This window comes from Streptomyces sp. DG2A-72, assembly GCF_030499575.1.
Lineage (GTDB): Bacteria > Actinomycetota > Actinomycetes > Streptomycetales > Streptomycetaceae > Streptomyces.
This window is the reverse complement of record NZ_JASTLC010000001.1, coordinates 9,753,393-9,775,368: the sequence shown is the minus strand read 5'-3', so window position 1 is coordinate 9,775,368 and position 21,976 is coordinate 9,753,393. Positions and strand designations below refer to the sequence as shown.

The following is a 21,976-nucleotide window of genomic DNA, read 5'->3' as shown; positions in this document are numbered from 1 at the left end:
GTGACGTGGAATCACGGGGGGCGGACGGTGGCGGCCGAGGGGATTCCCGAGGTGGCCTGCGACGAGTCGGGGTCGGACGGGGAGAATCTCACCGGCGGGAACACCGATGTCTTCGCGCACGGCAGTGTACTGCTGCCCATGGATTCCGCGGCCGCGTTCGTGCAGGAGACAAGAGACCGGATCCGGTCGCCCGCGGAGGAGTACAAGGCGAACCATCTCCTGCGGGAGAAACACCGCGCGGTGCTGGAATGGCTGCTCGCGCCCTCGGGCCCGATCCATGGGCACGCGCATGTGCATCTCACCGAGAAGGCGTTCTTCGTCGTGGACCGGGCCGTCGACCTGCTGCTCGGCGACAGCTCAGCGGCCGTCCCGCTGTTCCGGCAGGGGCCTCGGACTTTCGGGGAGGACGGCTGGCGGGAATTCCTCGAGGCGGCGAACCAATTGCTGCGGGTCAGGAACGACGGAGAGCCACAGCTGCCGGTCGAGACGTTCTTCCGAACGGTCCACGGACTGCTGCGAGCACATTCCGGTACGGAACTGGCGGGAACCCTGGAGCGGCTCGCGGCGACCCGCTCCCGGGCGGATGCCTATCGGGCGGGAATTCTGCACGGTCCGACCCTGATTCCCCTTCTCAATCCGTTGCTGCCCGCGATCGTCCACACCGCCGCGTACTGGAGCGCGGGCGGCCGGACGGTGCGACTGGTCCACGACCGGCAGAACATGCTCACGCCGGACCGCATCGCCTGGATCGAGGAGTCGGCAGGACAGGCCGGGTTCGGGCTCGGCGGACTGCGGCTCGTCCAGGCGGGGCTGGATCCCCGGGTGCAGCTGGCCGACTTCCTCGCCGGGATCGCCCGCAAGATCGCCTCCGACGAGCTGAACGGACACGGCGACCCCGTCCTCACGGCGCTGGTACGCCCGTACGTGGACGCGGCGTCCATCTGGGGCGACGAGCGCAGCTGGGCCCGGCTCGGACCGGTGGACGACAGCGTGGACGAGCCGCGCGCACTGAGAGGATCACCGATCCTCTGAACGCCCCGGGGCCGAGCCACGTACCTAGGGAGGGCGCTCAACTGACGGAGTGCCCCGTGGTGTTGACACCGCGCTGTTCTGGTTCGGGAGCCATGCATGAGGCACGCACGACGACGGGTCGTCCGGCGAGTGGCACGTCTGGCGGCGGTCGGCGGACTCCTCCTGGGAGGCACGATGGTGACGCGGGCGGTGGCGAGTGAGCCGTCCGACGGCGCCGACCTGCCACGTACGTTGGCGCAGTCCGCGGGGGACACGGGCGCTGGACTGATGTCCCGGCTCGGTACGTCCCGTACGGCGGGCAGCTGGGTCGACGCCGAGGGCCGGTCGGTCGTCGCGGTCACCGACGAGGAGGCCGCCGCCGAGGTGAAGCGGGCGGGGGCCGAGGCCAAGATGGTGCGCTACAGCATGCGCGACCTCAAGTCGGCCACGTCGACGCTGGGTTCGACGCCCAAGGTGGCCGGCACGGCGTGGGCCGTGGACTACCGGTCCAACGAGGTCGTGGTGCGCGCCGACAGCACCGTCTCCACCGCCGACTGGAACGAGCTGAACGAGATCGCCGACGCCATCGGCGGCTCGGTGCGCATGGAGCGCACCGAGGGCACCTTCACGACCCGCATCAACGGGGCGCAGCCGATCCTGTCCACCGCGGGCCGCTGCTCCGCGGGCTTCAATGTGACCGACGGACAGCGCGACTTCATCCTCACCGCCGGGCACTGCGGGCCCACCGGTTCCGTCTGGTTCTCCGACAGCCGGGGCAATGAGCAGGTGGGCAGGACGACCACGCAGAGCTTCCCCGGCGACGACTACTCGCTGGTGCAGTACGCGAACGGCCGCGCGGGCGACGGCGCCGACGTCGTCTCCATCGGCGAGGGGCGGGGCGTACGGATCACCGGCCTTGGCGAGGCGTCCGTCGGGCAGCGGGTGTTCCGCAGCGGCAGCACGACCGGGCTCCGCGACGGTGAGGTGACCGCGGTCAACGCGACGGTCAACTACCCGGAGGGAACGGTCACCGGTCTGATCGAGACGAATGTGTGCGCGGAAGCCGGTGACAGCGGCGGGCCGATGTTCTCCGAGGGGGTCGCCCTGGGCGTGACCTCGGGCGGCAGCGGCGACTGCACGTCGGGCGGTACGACGTTCTTCCAGCCGGTGACGAAGGCGCTGGGCGAGCTCGGCCTGAAGCTGCTGGTGGCCGCTCCGGCAGGCGGCGGGCAGAGCGCTTCGCCGTCGGCGGAGCCGTCCGCCGGTGCCACGCAGGGCGCGATCGCTCCCGGCGATGCGTCGCCGGGGTCGTCGGCTCCGGTGACGGGCATCGTGGACGCGTCGACGCTGCTGTCGCGGCTCGCGAATCCCCGGAACATCGGCCCGGGTCTGCTGGTCATGGGCGGCAGCCTGATCGCGCTGGTGGCCACGCGGTACATCCGCGCGGAACAGGACCGCAAGGCCTACCAGCGCTATTACTCGGCGACGTGGGGCTGATCACAACGTGTACTGATGAGGGGATTCCGGGCCGCCCATGATGCGCGGCGGCCTTCAGCGGATGCGGATACTCAGGCCGCCCTCGCCGGCTGCGGGGCCGCGGCGGCCCACTCCAGGACGAGCAGCTGGTACTTCTCCCGCTGCTCGCCGCTCAGTGTCCCGCCCGACCGGCGCCACAGGGCCCGGATCTCCTCGTTGACCTCGTCAGCCGTCCGTGCGGAGGCGGGCTCAACAGTGGTGGACATGCTGTGAAGCATACGGCTCCAGAGGTGAAGGCCACGTGAGTCATCACAGGCATTCCAGACATATCGGACCGTGTTGCTGATCACGTCATCTATCAAGGCATGTGGCCCAGTTCACGCCGCTTCGCCTCAACCACCTTGATTCGATTCATCTTTCAACCGCCCCCAGAACCAGCACCTGGATCGCCAGTACGGCGGCCCCGCGCGCCCAGTCGTGAAAGTCGGACACCTTGGTCTCCAGGTCGACGGGCGCGGCCAGCGGATGCCGGTTGGCCCTGATCGCCTCGTCGACGGTCTTTCCGGCGACGTCCATCAGGCCGACGCCCTCTCCGGCGAGCACGATCTTCTGCGGCATCGCGAAGTTGGAGATCTGGGCGACGATCGTGCCGAGGGCGCGCGCGGCCTCGTCGATGACACGGGCGGGCATGGGTTCGCCCGCGGCGGCGAGGGCAAGGATCTCCTCGTACGTCCGGTCCTCCCCCGTGGCGGCCTGCACCTGGTAGCGGATGCTGGGGATGGTGAGCAGCGAGACCGCGCTGCCGCGTGCGCCGTCGGGGGTGAGCGGCCCATTGGGGTTGATGATCCAGTGGCGGCCGAAGCCGCGGTCCTCCTCGGCGTAGGGCACCCGCTTGCCGCCCAGGACGAGCCCGTAGCCGATGCCGGCGCCGATGGTGAGGACGACGAACCGGTCGAGTCCGCGGCCGGCGCCGAACCAGGCCTCGGCCTCGACGAGGGCGGCGACATCGTTCTCGACGACGACCGGCAGCCCGGTGCGCTCCTCGACGAGCTCGGCCAGGGGCACGTCCCGCCAGTGCAGGAACGGCGACTCGCCCACCATGGTCCGGTCCTGGACCAGCCCGCCGACGCCGATGCCGATCCCGGCGAGCCGGGGGTGGGTGCGGGCCAGTTCCCCGGTCATCTCCCGCAGCAGGTCGGCGACCTCGGCGGGGTCGTGCGTGGTGAGCGGGCGGTCGTGGCGAGCGACGATCTCGCTTCTGAGGGTGGTGACGACGCCGTAGACCATGTCTTCGGTGATCTTGAAGCCGATGAAGGAGCGGGACTCGGCGACGACGTCGAGGGGCTGCGAGGGGCGCCCCTGGCGGACCTCGGGCAGGGCGGGCGTCTCGGGGGCTTCGATCAGCAGGCCGGACTCCAGCAGCGGTTTGGTCAGCCGGGTGAGGCTGCCCGCCGACAGGTTCAGCCGCCGGGCGAGTTCGGTGCGCGACAGCGGGCCGTGGACGAGCACCTCGATCGCCACCGAGCGCTCACCCGGACTCAGCGGAAGCCAGCTGGCAGCTGCTGCGGTCATGAAGTCGACTCCCGAGGATTCTTTTGCAGCGAAATCAACATGGCCAACTCTACGGTGCCGTACCGGCCAGGAAAAGATGTCTTCGCACCTCTTGACGCCGGGATTCTTCCGCCACAAAAGTAAGTGGCCTGAGGACGAGCCGCAGACGAGGGAGTCTCCGATGACCATCGCCTCCAGCAGCCCACCGTCGCGTCTGCCACCGGGCGCCGCGGAGGGGGCACGGACCAGGCCGGGGAAAGAGCGGGCGGGGGCCGGTGAGCACCGAGGTGACGGACGGCTCGCCGCGGTGTTCATCGCCCCGGCCATGCTGGGTTTCCTCGTCTTCCTGCTCTGGCCCACCTTGCGCGGTATCTACCTGAGCTTCACCGACTTCAACCTGCTGACGCCGGAGAAGTGGGTGGGCCTGGACAACTACGTCCGGATGGTCAACGACCCGATCTTCTGGAACTCGCTCTGGGTCACTGTCGAGTACGTGGTCCTCAACATCGGAGTGCAGACGGTGGCGGCGCTCGCCATCGCCGTGCTGCTCCAGCGGCTGACGCAGTCGTCGGTGCTGCGCGGGATCGTGCTCGCGCCGTATCTGATGTCGAACGTCGTCGCCGGCATCGTCTGGCTGTGGATCCTCGACACCCAGCTCGGCATCGGCAACGAGATCATCTCGGGACTCGGTTTCGACCGCATCCCGTTCCTGGCCGACGAGACGTGGGCGATCCCGACGATCGCCCTGATCAACGTCTGGCGGCACGTCGGCTACACGGCTCTGCTGCTGTTCGCCGGGCTCATGGCCATCCCGAACGACATGTACGAGGCCGCGAAGGTGGACGGCGCGAGCGAGTGGCGGATGTTCTGGCGGATCACGATGCCGCTGCTGCGGCCGGTGCTGGCGGTCGTGCTGATCATGACGGTGATCGGTTCCTTCCAGGTGTTCGACACGGTCGCGGTGACGACCGACGGCGGACCGGCCAACGCCACCAACGTGCTTCAGCTCTACATCTACGACTCCGCCTTCGGCCGCTTCCAGTTCGGCTACGCCTCCGCGATGTCGGTGGCCCTGCTCGTGGTGCTGAGCGCGATCACCATCCTCCAGTACCGGCTCACCCGGGCCGGCCAGACCGACCTCGGCTGACGGAAGGGAGACGCCGACATGGCTGCCGTGGCAGAAACGACGACCGTACGGCCCGAACGGCGCAGGCCTTCCTTCGGGCGGATCGTGGCCTGGACGGTGATGGCCGCGATCGTGCTCATCACCCTGGTGCCGTTCTACTGGATCCTGCGCACCGCGCTCTCCTCCAACCCGGGGCTGAACGCCCAACCGGCCGATCCGCTGCCGGTCGACCTGACCCTCGGCGGTTTCGAGCGGGCGCTCGGCCTGCAGTCCGCCGAGGAGGCGGTCGCCCAGGGCGGCGCCGGCGGCGGGCTGAAGTTCTGGCGCTACCTGCTCAACTCGGTGCTCGTCTCGACGCTGATCACCACCTGCCAGATCTTCTTCTCCGCGATGGCGGCCTACGCCTTCGCCCGGCTGCGCTGGCGGGGCCGGGACACGGTCTTCGCCCTGTTCCTGGCCGGGCTGATGGTGCCGACCATCTTCACGCTGCTGCCGAACTTCGTGCTCATCAAGGAACTCGGCCTGGTGGACAACCTGCTGGGCATCGCGCTGCCGACGATGTTCATGACGCCGTTCGCGGTGTTCTTCCTGCGCCAGTTCTTCATGACCATCCCCAAGGAGGTCGAGGAGGCGGCACTCCTCGACGGTGCCGGCAAGGTGCGCATCTTCTTCCGGGTGCTGCTGCCGATGGCGTCCACGCCGGTCATGACGCTGGCCGTGCTGACGTACATCACCTCGTGGAACGACTACTTCTGGCCGCTGATGGTCTCCTACAGCGACAGTTCGCGCGTGCTGACGGTGGCCTTGGCCATCTTCCGGGCACAGACCCCGCAGTCCGGCATCGACTGGTCGGGGCTCATGGCGGCGACGCTCATCGCGGCCCTGCCGATGCTCGTGCTGTTCGGCTTCTTCGCGCGCCGCATCGTCAGCTCCATCAGCTTCACCGGGCTCAAGTGAGGGAATGGTCATGCGATTTCGATTCCGTACGGCCGGGGCGCTGGCCGGGGCCCTGGCGCTGTCCCTGGCGACCGGGTGCGCCCAGGACGGCGGCACCGGCTCGTCCGCGAACACGGTGACGTACTGGCTGTGGGACGCCAACCAGCTGCCCGCCTACGAGGCCTGCGCCAAGGACTTCGAGAAGCAGAACCCCGGCCTGAACGTGCAGATCACCCAGATGGGCTGGGACGACTACTGGACCAAACTCACCGCGAGCTTCATCGCGGGCACCCAGCCGGACGTGTTCACCGATCACATCCAGAAGTTCGGCCAGTTCGCCGATCTTCAGGTGCTGGAGCCGCTCGACGACCTCGGCATCAAGGACGCCGACTACCAGCCGGGCCTGGCCGCCAACTGGCTCGGCAAGGACGGCCACCGCTACGGCGCCCCGAAGGACTGGGACACCGTCGCCCTCTTCTACAACGAGAAGATGGCGCAGGACGCCGGGCTCACCGCCGAGCAGATCAACAACCTTTCCTGGAATCCGAAGGACGGCGGCACCTTCGAGAAGGCCCTCGCACACCTGACCGTCGACAGGAACGGCAAGCGGGGCGACGAGCCCGGCTTCGACAAGAACAACGTCAAGGTGTACGGCCTGGCGTCCAAGGGCGGCGGCTCCGCCGACGGCCAGACCCAGTGGAGCAACTTCGCCGCCTCCGCGGGCTGGAGCTACACCGACGAGAAGCGGTGGGGCACCAAGTACCAGTACGACGACAAGACCTTCCAGTCGGTCGTCAAGTGGTACTTCGGCCTGGCGAAGAAGGGCTACATGGCGCCCTTGTCCGACTACAACTCCCAGTCCAACGATGGCAACGTCCAGGTCGCCGCGGGCAAGGCGGCGGCCTCCCTGGACGGGGCGTGGATGATCTCGACGTACGCCGGTTTCAAGGGGATGACCATCCGCTCCGCCCTCACGCCCGAGGGGCCCACCGGCAAGCGCGCCACGATGATGAACGGACTCGCCGACTCCATCACCAAGAACGCCCGCAACAAGGAGGGCGCCAGGAAGTGGGTGAAGTACCTGGCGTCGAACGAGTGCCAGACGACGGTGGGCCGTTACGGCGTCGTCTTCCCGGCCACGCCCGACGGCACAAAGGCCGCGGAGGCGGCATACCAGAAGAAGGGCATCGACGTGTCGGCGTTCACCGAGCCGGTGAACGACAAGAAGCACTTCACCACCTTCTCCTACCCGATCACCGACTACGCCGCGGACGTGCAGGCGCTGATGGACCCCGCCATGGAGGACATCTACGGCAACGGCAAACCCGTGAGCAGCCTCGACCAGACCAACGACCAGATCAACCTGATCCTCTCCCAGTGAAGGGCACGCATTTCATGACGTTCTCCCTCGGCATCGTCGGCGCCGGCCAGTTCTCCGGCCAGTTCGCCACGCTGTTCCACGCCCACCCCGGTGTCGGCGACGTCTACGTCACCGATCTGCTGCCGGAACGGGCCGAACAGCTCGCCGCCGCCCAGGGGCTGGCGGGCACCTTCCCCACGTACGAGGCCATGCTGGAGTCCCCGGCCGTCGACGCGGTCGCGATCTTCACCCAGCGCTGGACGCACGGGCCACTGGTCGTGCAGGGCCTCAGCGCGGGCAAGCACGTGTACTCCGCGGTTCCCATGGCGATCAGCACGGAGGAGATCGCGGCGATCATCGACGCGGTCAAGGCGACCGGACTGACGTACATGATGGGCGAGACCAGCCAGTACAACCCGGCGACCGTGCACGCCCGCAACCAGATCGCCGAGGGCGCCTTCGGGCGGATCTTCTACGCCGAGGGCGACTACGTCCACGACATGGATCTGGGGTTCTACGAGGCGTACCAGTACAGCGGCGGCGAGGAGTGGAAGGCGACCGCCTCCTATCCCCCGCTGCTGTATCCGACGCACTCGGTGGGCGGGGTGCTGGGCGCCTGGCAGACGCATGCCGTGAGCGTGTCGGCGATCGGGGTGCGCGACGAGCGCGGGGACGGTGTCTTCGACCAGCAGGTCAGCCAGTTCGGCAACGATGTCTCCAACGCGACCGCGTTGTTCGAGGTGGCGGGGGGTGGTTCGTTCCGTACGAACGAGTTCCGGCGGGTCGGCTATCCGTCCCACATCCGGGAGTCGCGTTTCCGGTTCTTCGGGACGGAGGCGAGCATGGAGCAGCTGGCGACGGTGGCCTTCTGGCAGGACAAGAAGGGCGTCAAGGACATCAGCGAGCTGCTGGAACCCAAGCCCACGCTGTCTCCTGACGACCCGTCACTGCAGCACATCGCGCCGGATCTGCGGGCCGCCTTCACCTCCGGTTCGGCTCCGGTGCACGACCGGTCGCGGCTGCCGCGGGAGTTCGACCACCTGCACAACGGCCATGAGGGCAGCCATCACTTCCTGGTGGACGACTTCGTGACCGCGGTGAACACGCGGAGCCTGCCGTCGGTGAACGCGTGGGTCGCCGCCCGCTACACCCTGCCGGGCATCGTCGCGCACGAGTCGGCACGGCAGGGCGGGGCCAGGCTGGAGATCCCGGACTTCGGGGACGCGCCGGCTCAGTGACGCGTCCCGGCGCCGGGCACCGTGCGTCAGGTGCCCGGCTTGCGGCCGTACACGAAGACGTCGTCGCCCTTCTTCAGCAGCGACCAGTACTTCTTGGCGGTGGTCTTGGTCATGTTGACGCAGCCGTGCGAGCCGGGCGGGTTCCACATGCTGACGCCGGCGGAGTGGAAGGCCTGGCCGCCGTCGAAGAACTGGGCGTAGGGCATGGGGACGTCGTAGATCGACGACACGTGGTCGATGTTGCGCCAGTAGATCTTCTTCAGGCCGGTGCGGGTCTCGTAGCCGTTGCGGCCGGTGCGGACCGGCACCGGCCCGTACACGAGCTTCTTGCCGTCCTGGATCCAGCTCAGCTGGAGGGTGAGGTTCACACAGGCGATACGGCCCTTGTTAACCGGGCACTTGCCTGCCTTGTTGGGGTTGTTCCCGACGGCCTTCTGCTTGTTCATCAGGTCCATCACGCCCCAGGTGATGGGACCCGCGTAGCCGATGTTCGGCGTGATGCCGTGCTTGGTCTGGAAGCCCTGGATGGCCTTGCAGTCGGCGGCGGACTGCTTGCCGTCGACCGGGCGGCCGAGGAACTTCTCCACCTGCTTCTGATACGGGCCGGTCTGTGTGGTGCAGCTCGCGGCCTGCGCGGGCGTGGCGCCCAGCGCGATCGTGAGCGGTGCCACCAGTCCGGTGATCCCGAGTGCGACGGCTCCCCGTCTGCGTATGTCCCCCATGGCTTGGCCCTTCATGCGAATGTGCGTGTCGTTTGCCACCAGCTAGACCGGCGTCCGGCGGATTCGGTTGTGGTGGACCTCGCACCGCGACAAAACGGTGACATTGCAGCGCGCACTCGCCGAGGACCTCGCCCGGCTTCCCGAACTCCTGCAGTCCGTCCGTGACCTGGCCGCCCGGGAACTGGCGGGGAGTCGGTGAAGTCGACTGCGGTTCGGCAGCGCTCCGAAGGGGCGCGGGGAACTGCGCGACCAGCCACGACAGACCGGCAGACGACGCACCGGCCTGCCAGCGGAGCGCTTACGCGTCTCCGGGTCGCCGAACCACCGTGCGGAAGCCGGTGTTGACCGCGGTGATGCCGCCGTCGACGGCGAGTGTGGTGCCGGTGATCCACGCCGCGTCGTGAGAGGCGAGGAAGGCGACGGCCGCGGCGATGTCCTCCGGTTCGCCGACGCGGCCCAGGGGATACAGCGGGCGCAGCGCGTCGAGTTCGTCGTCCCGACCCTCCCAGGCGGAGGTGCGCACGGTGCCCGGCATCACCAGGTTGACGCGGACTCCGCGCGGGGCGGCGTGCCCGGCGAGGGTGCGGGTCAGGGAGGCGAGGCCCGCCTTGGCGGCGCTGTAGGCGTGGTTGCCGAAGTCGTAGGCGCCGTTGACCGAGCCGATGCTGACGATCGCGCCGCGCCCGGAGGCGGCCAGGTGAGGCAGGGCGGCGCGGCAGCAGCGGTAGGCGCCGGTCAGGGTGATGTCGAGGTCACGGTCCCACGCCTCGTCCGGGCCGTCCTCGAAGAGGGGGGTGTCGACGGTGCAGCAGGCCGCGCTGTTGACCAGGACATCGAGGGACCCGAAGGAGTCGACGGCGTGCGCGACAGCCGCCTCCACCGAGGCCCGGTCCGCGACATCGCACACCAACGCCTCGGCGGTCAGGCCCACTTCACGCAGCGCCGACGCCGTCTTGTCCGCCTCCGGCCCGTCCCTGTCGGTGACGAGTACCCGTGCACCCTCTTCGGCAAGCCTCAGGGCGACGGCCGCGCCGATACCGCGGGCGGCGCCGGTGACGAGAACTCCGTACCCTTGGAACCGTGTTGTGTGCGTCATGGCCCGAACCTAAGCACTCCGCCGGGCATGCGGGTCGATTTACCGCGGGCCGGTGGGGGCTGGTCGCGCCCACGCGGCGGAGCCGCATATCGATACAGCCCCGCGCACCGGACTTCACCCGAGAGCGGCGCCTGATTTCACCGGTAGCCGGTCACGTCCGCCGGTTTCCCCGCGTCCTGCACCTCGACCAGGTACCGCCAGGCGTCCGGGCGGCTGCCGTCGAGGTCGGTGAAGCCGTAGACCTGGGCAAGGCCGCCGCTGGAAAGGGACTCGCCGTTGAAGCGGGCCACGTCGGGGTCGGCGGCGAGAGCGGCGACGGCGCGGCCGACGTAGCGCGGGGTCTCCGAGATGGCGAAGTGGGGCACGATCCCGAGGGCGTCGCGCCAGTTCTCCTCGCGTACCTCGTAGTGATCGAGCATCATCTCCGAGCGCAGCCAGCCCGGGGTGAGGGCCACGGCGGTGGCGCCGCGCGGGCCGAGTTCGTGGCCCAGGGCGAAGGCCATGCGCAGGACGGACCACTTGGCCAGGTCGTAGAAGAAGGTGCTGCGGTAGTTGTCGCGGTTGTACTCGGCGGTGCCGTCGGTCATCTCGACGACCAGGCCGCCGGGGTGGCGCAGCAGCAGCGGCAGGGCGTGGTGGCTGGTGATGGCGTGCGTCTCGACGGCGAGCCTGAGCAGCCTGAGCCCGTTGTCGAGGTCGTGCTCCCAGACCGGGCTGTCCCACTCGAAGAGCTTCTCGCCGCCCCAGACGTCGTTGACCAGGATGTCGAGGCGGCCCTGCTCGTCGGCAACGCGGTCCACGAGAGTGCGGACCTGTGCCGGGTCGAGGTGGTCGGTGGGTACGGCGATGCCGTGGCCGCCGGCCTCGGTGACCAGGTCGGCGGTGTCCTCGATGGTCTCCGGGCGGTCGTACTCCGAGCGCTTTTCGCGGGTGGTGCGGCCGGTGACGTAGACGGTCGCGCCGGCCGCCCCGAGTTCCACGGCGATACCGCGTCCGGCTCCCCGTGACGCCCCGGCGACCAGCGCGACCTTGCCCTGCAGTGGCTGTGACATGTGCGACCTCCCGTGTGACTGTCTCTGATACGAGAGTGACGGGTAAGCCGGACATCTTCTGTCGTGTTTTTTTCAGGCGCTCACGCCGTCGGGCGCAGCCGCTCGTCCAGATCGTCGTAGCCGGGCAGGAACCAGAGCTGGTTGCCCAGATTGCTCTCGTACACGAAGTCCCGCAGGGCCTGGCTGTCGGCGACGTGCTGCGAGATGTCCCCGACGACGGCCAGGCGCAGCCGGTATTGGGCGAACTTCTGCACGATCGCGCCCGCGATCCCCGAACGCAGCCGGAAGAACTCGTCCGGCACCCGCTCTACGGGCACCGCGATCAGTTCCGCCTCGCGCCACCCGGCGTCGCCGATGAGGTCCAGCGCCGCGCGCTCGCCGTCGAGCGGTGGACCGTCGGGGCCGCAGCGCAGGAGGGTGACACCGTGCAGGGTGACGATCTCGTCGGCGGGCGATACGGCGTCAGTGGCCACGGGTGATCCATTCCTCCAGGTGTGGGGACTCCGCCCCGATGGTCGTCGAGTCACCGTGTCCGGTCAGGACCTTCGTCTCCGGCGGCAGGGTGAGCAGGCGGTCCCGGATCGAGGTGACGATCGTCGGGAAGTGGGAGTAGGAGCGGCCGGTGGCACCCGGGCCGCCCTGGAAGAGGGTGTCGCCGGTGAAGACGGTGCCGAGGCCCCGGTCGTAGAGGCAGATCGCGCCGGGCGCGTGTCCGGGGGTGTGCAGCACGGTCAGGTCGGCGCCCGCGGCCTCGATCACCTGCCCGTCGGCGAGATGGGCGTCGGGGTCGCGGTCCGGGTGGGTGAGCTTCCACAGCGGCAGGTCGTCGGGGTGCAGCCAGATGGTGGCGCCGGTGCGGTCGGCGAGGGCCGGGGCGGCGTCGATGTGGTCGTTGTGGGCGTGGGTGCACACGATCGCGGTCAGCCGGCGGTCGCCGACGGCCTCGGCGATGGCGTCGGCGTCATGGGCGGCGTCGATGACGATTGCTTCGTGGTCGTCGCCGACGATCCACACGTTGTTGTCGACGTCCCAGGTGCCGCCGTCGAGGGTGAACTGCCCTGAGGTGACGAGGAGTTCGATGCGGGTGGCCATCAGAGCACCACCACCGAGCGCAGGACGTCGCCGTGGTGCATCCGCTCGAACGCCTTCTCCACCTCGCCGAGTTGGATCGTCTCGGTCACGAACGCCTCCAGGTCCAGCCTGCCCTGCAGATGCAGGTCGATCAGCATGGGGAAGTCGCGGGAGGGCAGACAGTCGCCGTACCAGGAGGACTTGAGTGCCCCGCCGCGTCCGAAGACGTCCAGCAGCGGCAGTTCGAGCTTCATCTCGGGGGTGGGGACGCCGACGAGGACGACCGTTCCGGCGAGGTCGCGGGCGTAGAAGGCCTGCTGGTACGTCTCCGGGCGGCCGACCGCCTCGATGACCACGTCGGCGCCGAAGCCGCCGGTCAGCTCGCGGATCGCCTCGACGGGGTCGGTCTGCTTGGAGTTGACCGTGTGGGTGGCGCCCATCGAGCGGGCCTTCTCCAGCTTCCGGTCGTCGATGTCCACGGCGATGATCTTCGCGGCCCCTGCCAGGCCCGCCCCGGCGATCGCCGCGTCCCCGACACCGCCGCAGCCGATGACCGCGACCGTGTCGCCGCGCCCGACGTTGCCCGTGTTGATGGCGGCGCCGATGCCCGCCATCACCCCGCAGCCGAGCAGCCCGGCCACGGCCGCCGAGACCGCCGGGTCGACCTTGGTGCACTGTCCGGCGGCGACGAGCGTCTTCTCGGCGAAGGCGCCGATGCCGAGGGCCGGGGACAGCTCCTGTCCGGTCGAGGCGAGGGTCATCTTCTGGCCGGCGTTGTGGGTGTCGAAGCAGTACCAGGGCCGGCCACGCAGACAGGCCCGGCACTGGCCGCACACCGCACGCCAGTTGAGGATCACGAAGTCGCCCGGTGCGACGTCCGTGACGCCCTCGCCGACCGCCTCCACGACACCGGCGGCCTCATGGCCCAGCAGGAAGGGGAACTCGTCGTTGATGCCGCCCTGCTTGTAGTGCAGGTCGGTGTGGCAGACCCCGCAGGCCTGGACCTGGACGACGGCTTCTCCCGGCCCCGGGTCGGGCACGACGATCGTCTCCACCCGGACGGGCTCGTCCTTGCCCGGTGCGATCACGCCGCGTACTTCCTGAGCCATGGTGGGCCCCTTTCACCAACGATGTCCTGGCCAGTCGACACTACGTGCGACTGATCAGTAACGTCACCCACTGGATCAAGCCACCGGTGCCTCTACGCGAGCGACAGGAACAGCTTCTCCAGCCGGGCCTTCATCTGCTCCGGACTCTCGCCCTCGCGCTCCCCCTGGGCCGGATTGGTGAGGCACTGCTGCAAGCCGGTCGCGATGATCGCGAATCCGGCCCGGTCGAGTGCGCGCGATGCCGCGGCGAGCTGGGTGACGACGTCCTCGCAGTCGCGGCCCTCCTCGATCATCTTGATCACTCCGGAGATCTGCCCCTGCGCCCGCCTCAGCCGGTTCAGCACCGACTTGAGCTCGTCACCTTCGAACTGCAGCTCCACGATCACTCCCTTTGTATACCCTTAGGGGTATTTTACCTCAGGGCCCGCGCCACCCCGGAAACCTGTTCGGATCCGGCCATCCGGACCGTAGCCTGAGTACTCCGCCCTACTCCCAAGGAGCGCCGTGAGCATCGCAGCGACGAAGAGCAGTACGCCCACGTGGCGGCTCCTTCTCGGTTACGTCAGACCCCACCGCTGGGCCCTGCTCGCAGGTGCCGTGCTCTCCCTCGTCACGGGGGCCACCGGGCTGCTGCTGCCGCTGGTGGCACGGGAGTTGATCGACGACCTCTCGCACGACCGGACCATCACCGGCGCGCTCCTCGTCATGTCGGGTCTGGTGGTCGCCAACGCGGCGGTGGGCGCGCTGGGTGGGTATGTGCTGCGGCGCACCGCCGAGTCGGTGGTGCTCGGCGCGCGGCGCGCCCTGTCGTCGTATTTGCTGCGGCTGCGGATCGCGGCCGTGGACCGCAGCGAGCCGGGCGACCTGATGGCCCGGATCACCTCCGACACCACCCTGCTGCGTGAGGTCACCACCGACTCGCTGGTGGGCCTGGGCACGGGAGGGCTCACGCTCGTCGCGACGATCGTGATGATGGGCCTGGTCGATCCGGTCCTGCTCGGCGTCACCGTGGCCGTGATCTTCGGCGCGGGCACGATCCTCGGCGTGATCGTGCCGCGCATCAACCGGGCGAGCAAGCAGGCGCAGGACGCGGTCGGCGTGATGGGGGCCTCGCTGGAGCGGATCCTCGGCGCCCTGCGCACGGTGAAGGCGTCCGGCGCGGAGCACCGCGAGGAGCAGACGCTGCACTCGGCGGCAGAGGAGTCCTGGCGGCAGAGCGTGCGGGCCGCCAAGTGGTCGGCGGCTGCGGGCAATACGGCCGGTCTCGCCATGCAGATCGCTTTCATCACCGTCCTCGCGGTGGGCGGGGCACGGGTCGCGACCGGCGCTGTCGACGTCGGCACCCTGGTGGCGTTCCTGCTCTACGTCTTCTATCTGATGTCGCCGATCCAGCAGGTCGTCGGCGCGATCACCCAGTACCAGACCGGCGCCGCGGCTCTCGCCCGTATCCAGGAGGCGCTGGCGCTGCCCGCCGAACCGGCCGCCCTGCCCGCCCCGCTGCCCTCACCCGGCACACAGCCGGCCGCCCTCGCCTTCACCAACGTCCGCTTCCGCTACGCCGACGACCTGCCGTACGTCCATCACGGAGTGACGTTCGAGGTGCCCGCGCAGGGCATGACGGCGTTCGTCGGCCCGTCCGGCGCCGGCAAGACCACTGTCTTCTCGCTCATCGAGCGGTTCTACGACCCCGAGTCCGGCGTGATCACCGTCGACGGCCGGGATCTGGCGGACTGGGAGCTGCCCCAGTTGCGGTCCGCGATCGGCTACGTGGAGCAGGACGCGCCGGTCCTGTCGGGCTCGCTGCGGGAGAACCTGCTGCTGGGGAACCCGGACGCGGACGACGCGGCACTGGCGCGGGTGCTGAAGACGACCCGTCTGGACGGCATGGTGGGCAAGCTGCCCGGCGGCCTGGAGACGCTCGTCGGGCATCGCGGCACCAAGCTGTCCGGCGGCGAGCGTCAGCGGGTCGCCATCGCCCGTGCCCTGCTGCGCCGCCCCCGGCTGCTGCTCCTGGACGAGGCCACCTCGCAGCTGGACGCGGTGAACGAGGCGGCGCTGCGGGACACCGTCGCGGATGTCGCCCGTACGACGACGGTGCTCGTGGTCGCCCATCGGCTGTCGACGGTGACGATGGCCGACCGGATCGTCGTCATGGACGCGGGCAAAGTGCGCGCGGTGGGCACGCACCGCGAACTCGTGGCCGCCGACCCGCTGTACGCGGAGCTGGCGGCCACGCAGTTCCTGGCGACGGCCGGCTGACCGGTCCGGTCAGAAGGGGTAGTGGGCCTGCTGGGTGGCGATGGTCACCCAGCGGGTGTTGGAGAAGGCCTCGATGCCCCAGCGACCGCCGAACCGCCCGTATCCGGAGGCCTTGGCACCGCCGAACGGGGCGTGCGGTTCGTCGGCCACCGACTGGTCGTTGACGTGCACGATCCCGGTCCGGATCCGGCGGGCGACGGCCAGCCCGTGGGTGGCGTTCTCGGTGATGATGCCGCAGGTCAGGCCGTTCTCCGTGTCGTTGGCGAGGGTGATGGCGGTGCTGTCGTCGGCGAACGACTCGACCACGCACACCGGCCCGAAGGACTCGGCGTGGTACAGGTCGGCTTCCTTGGGCACCTCGGTGAGGACGGTCGCCGGGTGCACCGCTCCCTCCGGCTCTCCGCCGCCGACGAGGACCTTGGCCCCCTTGGCGACGGCGTCCCGTACCAGTGAGGCCACGCGCTGCGCGGACGACGCGGCCACCAGCGGGCCGACCACGGTGTGCGGGTCACCGGGGTCACCGGACTGCAGGGAGGCGACCTTCGTGGTGAAGCGCTGGGTGAACTCCTCGGCGAGCGACTCGTGGACGAGGATGCGGTCGCCGGACATGCAGATCTGGCCGGCGTTCATGAACACGCTGAAGACGGCCGCGTTGACGGCGTAGTCCACGTCCGCGTCGTCGAGCACGATCACCGCGTTCTTGCCGCCCAACTCCAGGACGGCGGGCTTGAGATGGCGGGCCGCGTGCTCGCCGATGATCCGGCCCACGGGGGTCGAGCCGGTGAAGTTCACGCCCCGCACCCGCGCGTCCGCGATCAGCGTCTCGGCGATCTCGGCGGCGTCCTCACGGGCGTTGGTGACGACGTTCAGCACGCCGTCCGGGAGTCCCGCCTCGCGCAGGACGTCGGCTACCAGCAGTCCGCAGGCGAGCGGCGCGTCCTCGCTCGGCTTGACCACCACGGTGTTGCCCGCCGCGAGCGGCGCCGCGACGGCCCGTACGCCGAGGATGACGGGGGCGTTCCAGGGCGCGAACGCGGCGACCACGCCCAACGGTTCACGCACCGCCAGCCCCAACGCGCCCTGCTCCTGGGCGTTCAGCACCTCACCGCGCGGCGCCGTGACGGCTGCCGCCGCCTCGCGCAGCATGTTCGCCGCGAGGGCCACGTTGAAGTACGCCCACGGACGGGTGCCGCCGGCCTCGTTCGCCATCAGCTCGGCGACCTGCTCGCCGCGCGCGTCCAGCAGGTCGGCCGCCTTCAGGAAGATCGCCCGGCGCGCGAAGGGCGCGAGCGCCGCCCACTCCTCGAACGCCGCGTCGGCGGCGTCGACGGCCCGGCGCACGTCCTCGGGTCCGGCCGCGGCGACCGTCGCGTACACCTCCCCCGTATACGGGTTGATGTCCTCCGTGGTACGGCCGGAGGCGGCGGGCACGTCCTTGCCGCCGATGAACAGTTCACGGGTGATGGGCATGCTGCCGACCTTTGTGTTCGCCGTGTGAAAGTTGATCCACTCTACCGCGCATGCTGCGAGCCGGGTGCGGCAATGTCAAGGATCGCAGGCTGCGGCTGCGTTTGCCGGGCCCGGCGGGGCGGAGGAGGCTCGGAGGTGAGGGCTCGCGTGGCCCGTTCCTCGTCGGGCCGCGACCTTCGAAGGAGGTCAATGATGGGCACGTTCGACAGCAACACACTGCGCCAGGCCATTGAAGGACACTCCGAGCAGCCGCTCGTCTCGCTCTACGCGGACGACGCGGAGCTGCGGATCGTGGACCGCAACACTCAGCCCAGCCACCCCAAGGTCCTGCACGGCCGGGACGAGATCGCCGAGATGCTCGCCGACGTCTACAGCCGCGACATCAAGACGCACAAGCTGGAGCGGTGTGTCGTCCAGGGCGACGACGTCGCGTTCAGCGAGTCCTGCGAGTACTCGGACGGGGTCCGGGTCCTCTCCGAGTCGATGGTGTCGCTGCGCGACGGCAAGATCGCCGAGCAGACCATGATCCAGGCGTGGGACGAGTAGCCGTCAGCCGCCCCGGCCATGGCGGCCGGGGCGGTGACGCTCCCCCTGGTTGCCAGTAGAGCCGCCAGGGGTGGAAGTCAACGGATGTGACGCGTGCGGGTGCGGGATTGCGCGCGGTCCCGCCTCGACGGAACACTGACTGTCGTGCGCGTAGCGATCATGACGGCGGGCTCCCGGGGCGACGTGGCCCCCTACACCGGCCTCGGGCACGGGCTCTCCCGAGCCGGGCATGAGGTCACCCTGGTCACCCACGGCTGCTTCGAGCCGCTGGTCGCGGGGGCGGGGCTCGGGTTTCATCCCCTTCCGGTGGACCCGCGGGAGGAGTTGGAGTCCTCGCGAGGGCGGGGGCTGCACCGCAGCGCGACCGGCGTCGGCAAGCTCGCGCGTGTCGTCGCCCTGGCACGGGCACTGGTCGGGCGGATGACGGACGAGCTCGTGGCGGCAGCGCGCACGCACGATGTCCTGGTGCTCTCCAGTTCGTTGGCGCCGCTGGGGCACACCGTCGCCGAGGGCCTGTCGCTGCCGAGCCTGGGCGTCTACCTCCAACCGATCGCTCCCACAAGGGAGTTCGGGCCCGCCGTGCTCGGTGGCGGTTCATGGGGCGCGGTCGGTAACCGGGTCGCCGGACACGGGGTGGGTCTGGCCGTGGAACACGTCTTCGCCTCCACCGTGCCCCAGGTGCGGGCCCGGCTGGGGCTGCCGCCCGTCCGAGTGGCGGCGGGGCTGCGGCGCCGGGAGCGGCAGGGGTGGCCGGTGCAGCACGGGTTCAGCCCGCTGGTGGTCCGCCGGCCGCGCGACTGGCGTGCGGGGCTGGAGGTGGCGGGGTACTGGTGGCCGTACGACCGTCAGGACCAACTCCCGCCGCGGCTGCGGGACTTCTTGGAGGCGGGGCCGCCACCGGTCTTCGTGGGTCTCGGGAGTGCGACCGTGCCCGACCCCGAGCGGCTCAGCGCGGACATCGTGCGGGCGCTGCGCCGGGCCGGACTGCGCGGGGTGATCCAGCGCGGCTGGGGCGGGCTGGAAGCCGCCGGGGACGACATGCTGACCATCGGCGAGGTACCGCACGCGCTGCTGTTCCCGAGGGTCGCCGCGGTGGTTCATCACGCGGGCGCGGGCACGACCGCGGCCGGCCTGCGCGCCGGGGTGCCGGCCGTGCCGGTGCCCATCCAGTTCGACGAGGGATTCTGGGCGGCACGGCTGGTGAACCTGGGCGTGGCTCCGCGGGCGGTCCCGCTGCGCCGGCTCAGCGTCGACACGCTGGCATCGGCGCTCATCCGGGCAACCCGGGATCCCGGGTACGGGGAGCGGGCTCGGGCGTTGGGGGTACGGATCCGGGGTGAGGACGGGGTCGCGCCCGTGCTTGCCGCGGTGGACAGGCTGAAGGGCTGAAGCGCGTGAAGCGCATCGGCGGCCGGAACGACCACGCACCGCACCGTCGACCCGGCCGCCCGCGGGCCCGCCCCCGCGTCCGTCACCCCGCCTCCCACCCCGCCGGCCGCAGAATCCCCAGCAGTTGTCGGACCAGTTCGTCCACCGCCTCCTCCAGCGTGGCGTCCACCCACCCGGCGCTCCAGTCGTGGAGCAGGCCGTTGACGCTGCCGATGAAGGCTGTCGCGGCGATCCGGTAGTCGCGGGGCGCCGCCTCGCCCCGGGCGACCGCCGCTTCCGCCTCGGCGCACACCAGGTCGACCCAGCGCGCGCGACGGGCCAGGCGCTGGTGTTCCAGGCGGGGGCTGACGCCGATGATCTCGACGAAGGTGATGCGGATACGGCGTGGATCGGCGGTGACGTTGGCGACGTAGGCGCGGAAGATCGCGGTGGCGCGTTCGGCGAGCGGCAGGCCGTCCGCGGCGGCCACCGCGGCGAGCACGGCCTCCTCGGCCCAGTCGTTGACCTGGAGGTGAAGGGCGGCCAGGACGTCCTCGAGGGTGCGGAACTCCTCGTAGAACTGGCGGGTGGAGAGCCCGGCGGCCTCGCTCAGCGCGGCCACGGTCGTGGCCCGGTAGCCGGGTGTGTCGCCGAACAGCTGGAGCGCGGCGTCCAGGAAGCGGCGGCGGCGCTCGGCCTGCCGCTCTTCGGCGGACTTGCCCCTGTACCGGCCGGTCGGCGCCCTGAGCCTGCCCGTCACGGACCCTCCCCGTTTACCTCGCCTGTCCCCGTCGATCAATTTTGTCGTGTACGCGGTCTTGTCGAACAGGACACCCCCTCCTTACTTTTCAGTAAGTCCACTGTGAAAGTAGTTGTGTTCAGATTCAGCACCCCGTCTTGGCATGCCCCACTCATGGCACCCGCCCTCCAGAGAAGAGAGCACCCATGCCGGTCATCAGACCCAGGCACCTTTGCTCCATGGCCGCCGCCCTCGTCCTGACCGTCACCGCCCCCGCGACCGCGGCCACCGCCGCCTCGGACGCCGCCGCCCTGCGCGAAGTCCTGTTCGTCGGCAACAACTGGGACGGCACCGCCGACGTCATCAAGTCCTCCGGCGACTTCGCGAAGATCGGCCGGATCAACGTCATCCCCGACAAGGACGCACGGATGGCGGAGATCAACGCGAACCCGATCAAGTGGATCTACTTCATGGCCATCCGCAACACCGTAGGAGAGGGCCACGACCAGTTCGTGGACGACATGTTCACCACGCCGGACGGTTCGTCGGTGGTCGTCTCCCGCCCGAGCTTCGCCGACGTGGTCTCGATCGACCTGGCCACCGGAGACATCAACTGGCGCTTCCCCGTGTCGGGTTACCGCTCCGACCACATGACGGTCTCCCCCGACGGCAAGCGCGTCGCCGTATCCGCCTCCACCTCCAACACCGTGCACGTACTGGACATCGTCACCGGCAAGCAGCTCGGTTCGGTCGCCACCGCCGACAAGCCGCACGAGAACATCTTCACCAAGGACGGCAAGTACCTCTGGAACATGGGCATCGGCGATGTGAACACCGCGACCGACGCGCCCTGGCTGGACTGGACGAAGGGCAACCGGTACATCACCGTCATCGACGCGACCACCTACCAGCGGGTCAAGGTCATCGACATGCGGCAGCGGCTGGACGCCATCGGCCTCACGGACTACTCCGACGCCGTCCGGCCCGCCGTTCTCTCGCCCGACGAGTCCAAGCTGTACTTCCAGGTCTCGTTCTTCAACGGCTTCTTCGAGTACGACATCGCGACGGACAAGATCACCCGTACGAAGACACTGCCCAAGAACCCGGCGACCAGCGACGACCGCTCCACCTTCGTCAACGACTCGCGCCACCACGGCATTTCGATGAGTCCCGACGGCAGCAAGCTGTGCGTCGCGGGCACGATGGACGACTACGCGACGGTCGTCGACCGCGCCACCCTCCAGGAGGGCCCGCTGGTCACCGCCTCGAAGCCCTACTGGGCGACCGTCAGCGGCGACGGCAAGAGCTGCGTGGTGTCGGAGAGCGGCACCGACCAGGTCACGGCCATCGACTTCGCCACCGGCAAGAAGACGGTGTCCGTCCCGGTCGGCGACCATCCGCAGCGAGTGCGGCTGGGACATGTGGCCGCGGACTGGACCGGAACCTCCGGCTGAGGCCCGAGCGGTTCAGGCGGTGGCGCGGTGCCCGGACACCAGCCACCGCCACCGCGGGCGTTCGGTGACCAGCGTGGCGGCGGCCAGCACGGACACCGCGACCGCCGCCCACACGGGCCAGGCCAGCCATGCGAAGACCACGGCCGCGACCAGTTGGAGCAGCACCAGAAGGATCGTGACCACACCGGGTACCGGCACGATCCCGTGGGCCTTGTCCCCCGGTGTGGTGAAGACGGTCGGCAGCCCGATCAGCACCACCACGGACAGCACCGCGAGCGGCCAGGAGTACCCGGACAGCGCCCAGGGCGTGGCCACCCAGGCGACGAGTTCGGTCGCGAAGCGCGGGACGGCCGCGCGTCGGTCGTCGGGTTTCGGCAACGTCGTTCTCCCCC

General features: G+C 69.7%; 22 protein-coding genes. 10 read left to right on the top strand and 12 right to left on the bottom strand.

All coding sequences use genetic code 11. The features are described 5' to 3' along the window. On the top strand, nucleotides 1-1,032 hold the full coding sequence (locus tag QQY66_RS46290; RefSeq protein WP_301986490.1) for a hypothetical protein: 1,032 nt from the start codon (nucleotides 1-3) through the stop codon (nucleotides 1,030-1,032). 96 nt (nucleotides 1,033-1,128) lie between these two features. Next, nucleotides 1,129-2,508, top strand: coding sequence for a S1 family peptidase (locus QQY66_RS46285; RefSeq protein ID WP_301986489.1), 1,380 nt, complete (start codon nucleotides 1,129-1,131; stop codon nucleotides 2,506-2,508). Nucleotides 2,509-2,579: 71 nt separating this feature from the next. Here the strand turns inward: QQY66_RS46285 and QQY66_RS46280 are convergent, their stop codons facing one another. Further along, nucleotides 2,580-2,765 (bottom strand): hypothetical protein, encoded by a 186-nt coding sequence (locus QQY66_RS46280; RefSeq protein ID WP_210570168.1) that lies wholly within the window; start codon nucleotides 2,763-2,765, stop codon nucleotides 2,580-2,582. A gap of 133 nt (nucleotides 2,766-2,898) precedes the next feature. Beyond that, entirely contained in the window at nucleotides 2,899-4,059 is a 1,161-nt protein-coding gene (locus tag QQY66_RS46275) for an ROK family transcriptional regulator (RefSeq protein ID WP_301986488.1), read from the bottom strand. A gap of 160 nt (nucleotides 4,060-4,219) precedes the next feature. Here QQY66_RS46275 and QQY66_RS46270 point away from each other — a divergent pair, with 160 nt between their 5' ends. From QQY66_RS46270 to QQY66_RS46255, 4 genes are read left to right on the top strand one after another with little or no spacing between them, the layout of a single operon-like run. Beyond that, nucleotides 4,220-5,185 carry a carbohydrate ABC transporter permease gene (locus QQY66_RS46270; protein WP_301986487.1) on the top strand — a complete coding sequence of 322 codons (966 nt, stop codon included), beginning with the start codon at nucleotides 4,220-4,222 and terminating at the stop codon, nucleotides 5,183-5,185. A gap of 18 nt (nucleotides 5,186-5,203) precedes the next feature. Then, entirely contained in the window at nucleotides 5,204-6,121 is a 918-nt protein-coding gene (locus QQY66_RS46265; RefSeq protein ID WP_301986486.1) for a carbohydrate ABC transporter permease, read from the top strand. A gap of 10 nt (nucleotides 6,122-6,131) precedes the next feature. Continuing rightward, on the top strand, nucleotides 6,132-7,481 hold the full coding sequence (locus tag QQY66_RS46260; RefSeq protein ID WP_301986485.1) for a sugar ABC transporter substrate-binding protein: 1,350 nt from the start codon (nucleotides 6,132-6,134) through the stop codon (nucleotides 7,479-7,481). Nucleotides 7,482-7,495: 14 nt separating this feature from the next. Then, nucleotides 7,496-8,698 carry a Gfo/Idh/MocA family protein gene (locus tag QQY66_RS46255; protein ID WP_301987721.1) on the top strand — a complete coding sequence of 401 codons (1,203 nt, stop codon included), beginning with the start codon at nucleotides 7,496-7,498 and terminating at the stop codon, nucleotides 8,696-8,698. 26 nt (nucleotides 8,699-8,724) lie between these two features. On the opposite strand, the gene QQY66_RS46250 is transcribed toward QQY66_RS46255, so the two are convergent. From QQY66_RS46250 to QQY66_RS46220, 7 genes are all read right to left on the bottom strand, one after another. Next, nucleotides 8,725-9,420 carry a L,D-transpeptidase gene (locus QQY66_RS46250; protein ID WP_301987720.1) on the bottom strand — a complete coding sequence of 232 codons (696 nt, stop codon included), beginning with the start codon at nucleotides 9,418-9,420 and terminating at the stop codon, nucleotides 8,725-8,727. 298 nt (nucleotides 9,421-9,718) lie between these two features. Beyond that, complete coding sequence (locus QQY66_RS46245; RefSeq protein ID WP_301986484.1) at nucleotides 9,719-10,516, bottom strand: SDR family NAD(P)-dependent oxidoreductase; 798 nt, start codon at nucleotides 10,514-10,516, stop codon at nucleotides 9,719-9,721. Between the two features lie 137 nt (nucleotides 10,517-10,653). Further along, a complete protein-coding gene (locus tag QQY66_RS46240; RefSeq protein WP_301986483.1) occupies nucleotides 10,654-11,568 on the bottom strand; it encodes an SDR family oxidoreductase in 915 nt (304 codons plus the stop codon). A gap of 80 nt (nucleotides 11,569-11,648) precedes the next feature. After that, the gene (locus QQY66_RS46235) at nucleotides 11,649-12,041 is read right to left on the bottom strand and encodes a DUF4180 domain-containing protein (RefSeq protein ID WP_301986482.1); all 393 of its coding nucleotides are present in this window, start codon (nucleotides 12,039-12,041) and stop codon (nucleotides 11,649-11,651) included. Then, nucleotides 12,031-12,660 carry an MBL fold metallo-hydrolase gene (locus QQY66_RS46230; RefSeq protein ID WP_301986481.1) on the bottom strand — a complete coding sequence of 210 codons (630 nt, stop codon included), beginning with the start codon at nucleotides 12,658-12,660 and terminating at the stop codon, nucleotides 12,031-12,033. Before QQY66_RS46230 ends, QQY66_RS46235 begins: the two co-directional genes overlap by 11 nt. Next, nucleotides 12,660-13,748 carry an S-(hydroxymethyl)mycothiol dehydrogenase gene (locus QQY66_RS46225; protein ID WP_301986480.1) on the bottom strand — a complete coding sequence of 363 codons (1,089 nt, stop codon included), beginning with the start codon at nucleotides 13,746-13,748 and terminating at the stop codon, nucleotides 12,660-12,662. Before QQY66_RS46225 ends, QQY66_RS46230 begins: the two co-directional genes overlap by 1 nt. A 92-nt stretch (nucleotides 13,749-13,840) precedes the next feature. After that, entirely contained in the window at nucleotides 13,841-14,128 is a 288-nt protein-coding gene (locus QQY66_RS46220) for a metal-sensitive transcriptional regulator (protein WP_301986478.1), read from the bottom strand. Nucleotides 14,129-14,252: 124 nt separating this feature from the next. Between QQY66_RS46220 and QQY66_RS46215 the strand changes: the two genes are divergently transcribed. After that, complete coding sequence (locus tag QQY66_RS46215) at nucleotides 14,253-16,007, top strand: ABC transporter ATP-binding protein (protein WP_301986476.1); 1,755 nt, start codon at nucleotides 14,253-14,255, stop codon at nucleotides 16,005-16,007. 9 nt (nucleotides 16,008-16,016) lie between these two features. On the opposite strand, the gene QQY66_RS46210 is transcribed toward QQY66_RS46215, so the two are convergent. Continuing rightward, nucleotides 16,017-17,477 carry an aldehyde dehydrogenase family protein gene (locus QQY66_RS46210; protein WP_301986475.1) on the bottom strand — a complete coding sequence of 487 codons (1,461 nt, stop codon included), beginning with the start codon at nucleotides 17,475-17,477 and terminating at the stop codon, nucleotides 16,017-16,019. A 192-nt stretch (nucleotides 17,478-17,669) separates the two neighbouring features. Between QQY66_RS46210 and QQY66_RS46205 the strand changes: the two genes are divergently transcribed. Next, on the top strand, nucleotides 17,670-18,023 hold the full coding sequence (locus tag QQY66_RS46205) for a nuclear transport factor 2 family protein (protein ID WP_301987719.1): 354 nt from the start codon (nucleotides 17,670-17,672) through the stop codon (nucleotides 18,021-18,023). A gap of 159 nt (nucleotides 18,024-18,182) precedes the next feature. Next, on the top strand, nucleotides 18,183-19,412 hold the full coding sequence (locus QQY66_RS46200; RefSeq protein ID WP_301987718.1) for a glycosyltransferase: 1,230 nt from the start codon (nucleotides 18,183-18,185) through the stop codon (nucleotides 19,410-19,412). Between the two features lie 82 nt (nucleotides 19,413-19,494). Here the strand turns inward: QQY66_RS46200 and QQY66_RS46195 are convergent, their stop codons facing one another. Further along, nucleotides 19,495-20,151, bottom strand: a complete 657-nt coding sequence (locus tag QQY66_RS46195) for a TetR/AcrR family transcriptional regulator (protein WP_301986473.1) — start codon at nucleotides 20,149-20,151, stop codon at nucleotides 19,495-19,497. Between the two features lie 185 nt (nucleotides 20,152-20,336). On the opposite strand from QQY66_RS46195, the gene QQY66_RS46190 reads away from it, so the two are divergent. Then, nucleotides 20,337-21,584, top strand: coding sequence for a YncE family protein (locus QQY66_RS46190; RefSeq protein WP_301986471.1), 1,248 nt, complete (start codon nucleotides 20,337-20,339; stop codon nucleotides 21,582-21,584). A 12-nt stretch (nucleotides 21,585-21,596) separates the two neighbouring features. Here QQY66_RS46190 and QQY66_RS46185 read toward each other — a convergent pair whose 3' ends face one another. Beyond that, nucleotides 21,597-21,962 carry a hypothetical protein gene (locus tag QQY66_RS46185; protein WP_301986469.1) on the bottom strand — a complete coding sequence of 122 codons (366 nt, stop codon included), beginning with the start codon at nucleotides 21,960-21,962 and terminating at the stop codon, nucleotides 21,597-21,599. Between the last annotated feature and the right edge of the window lie 14 nt (nucleotides 21,963-21,976).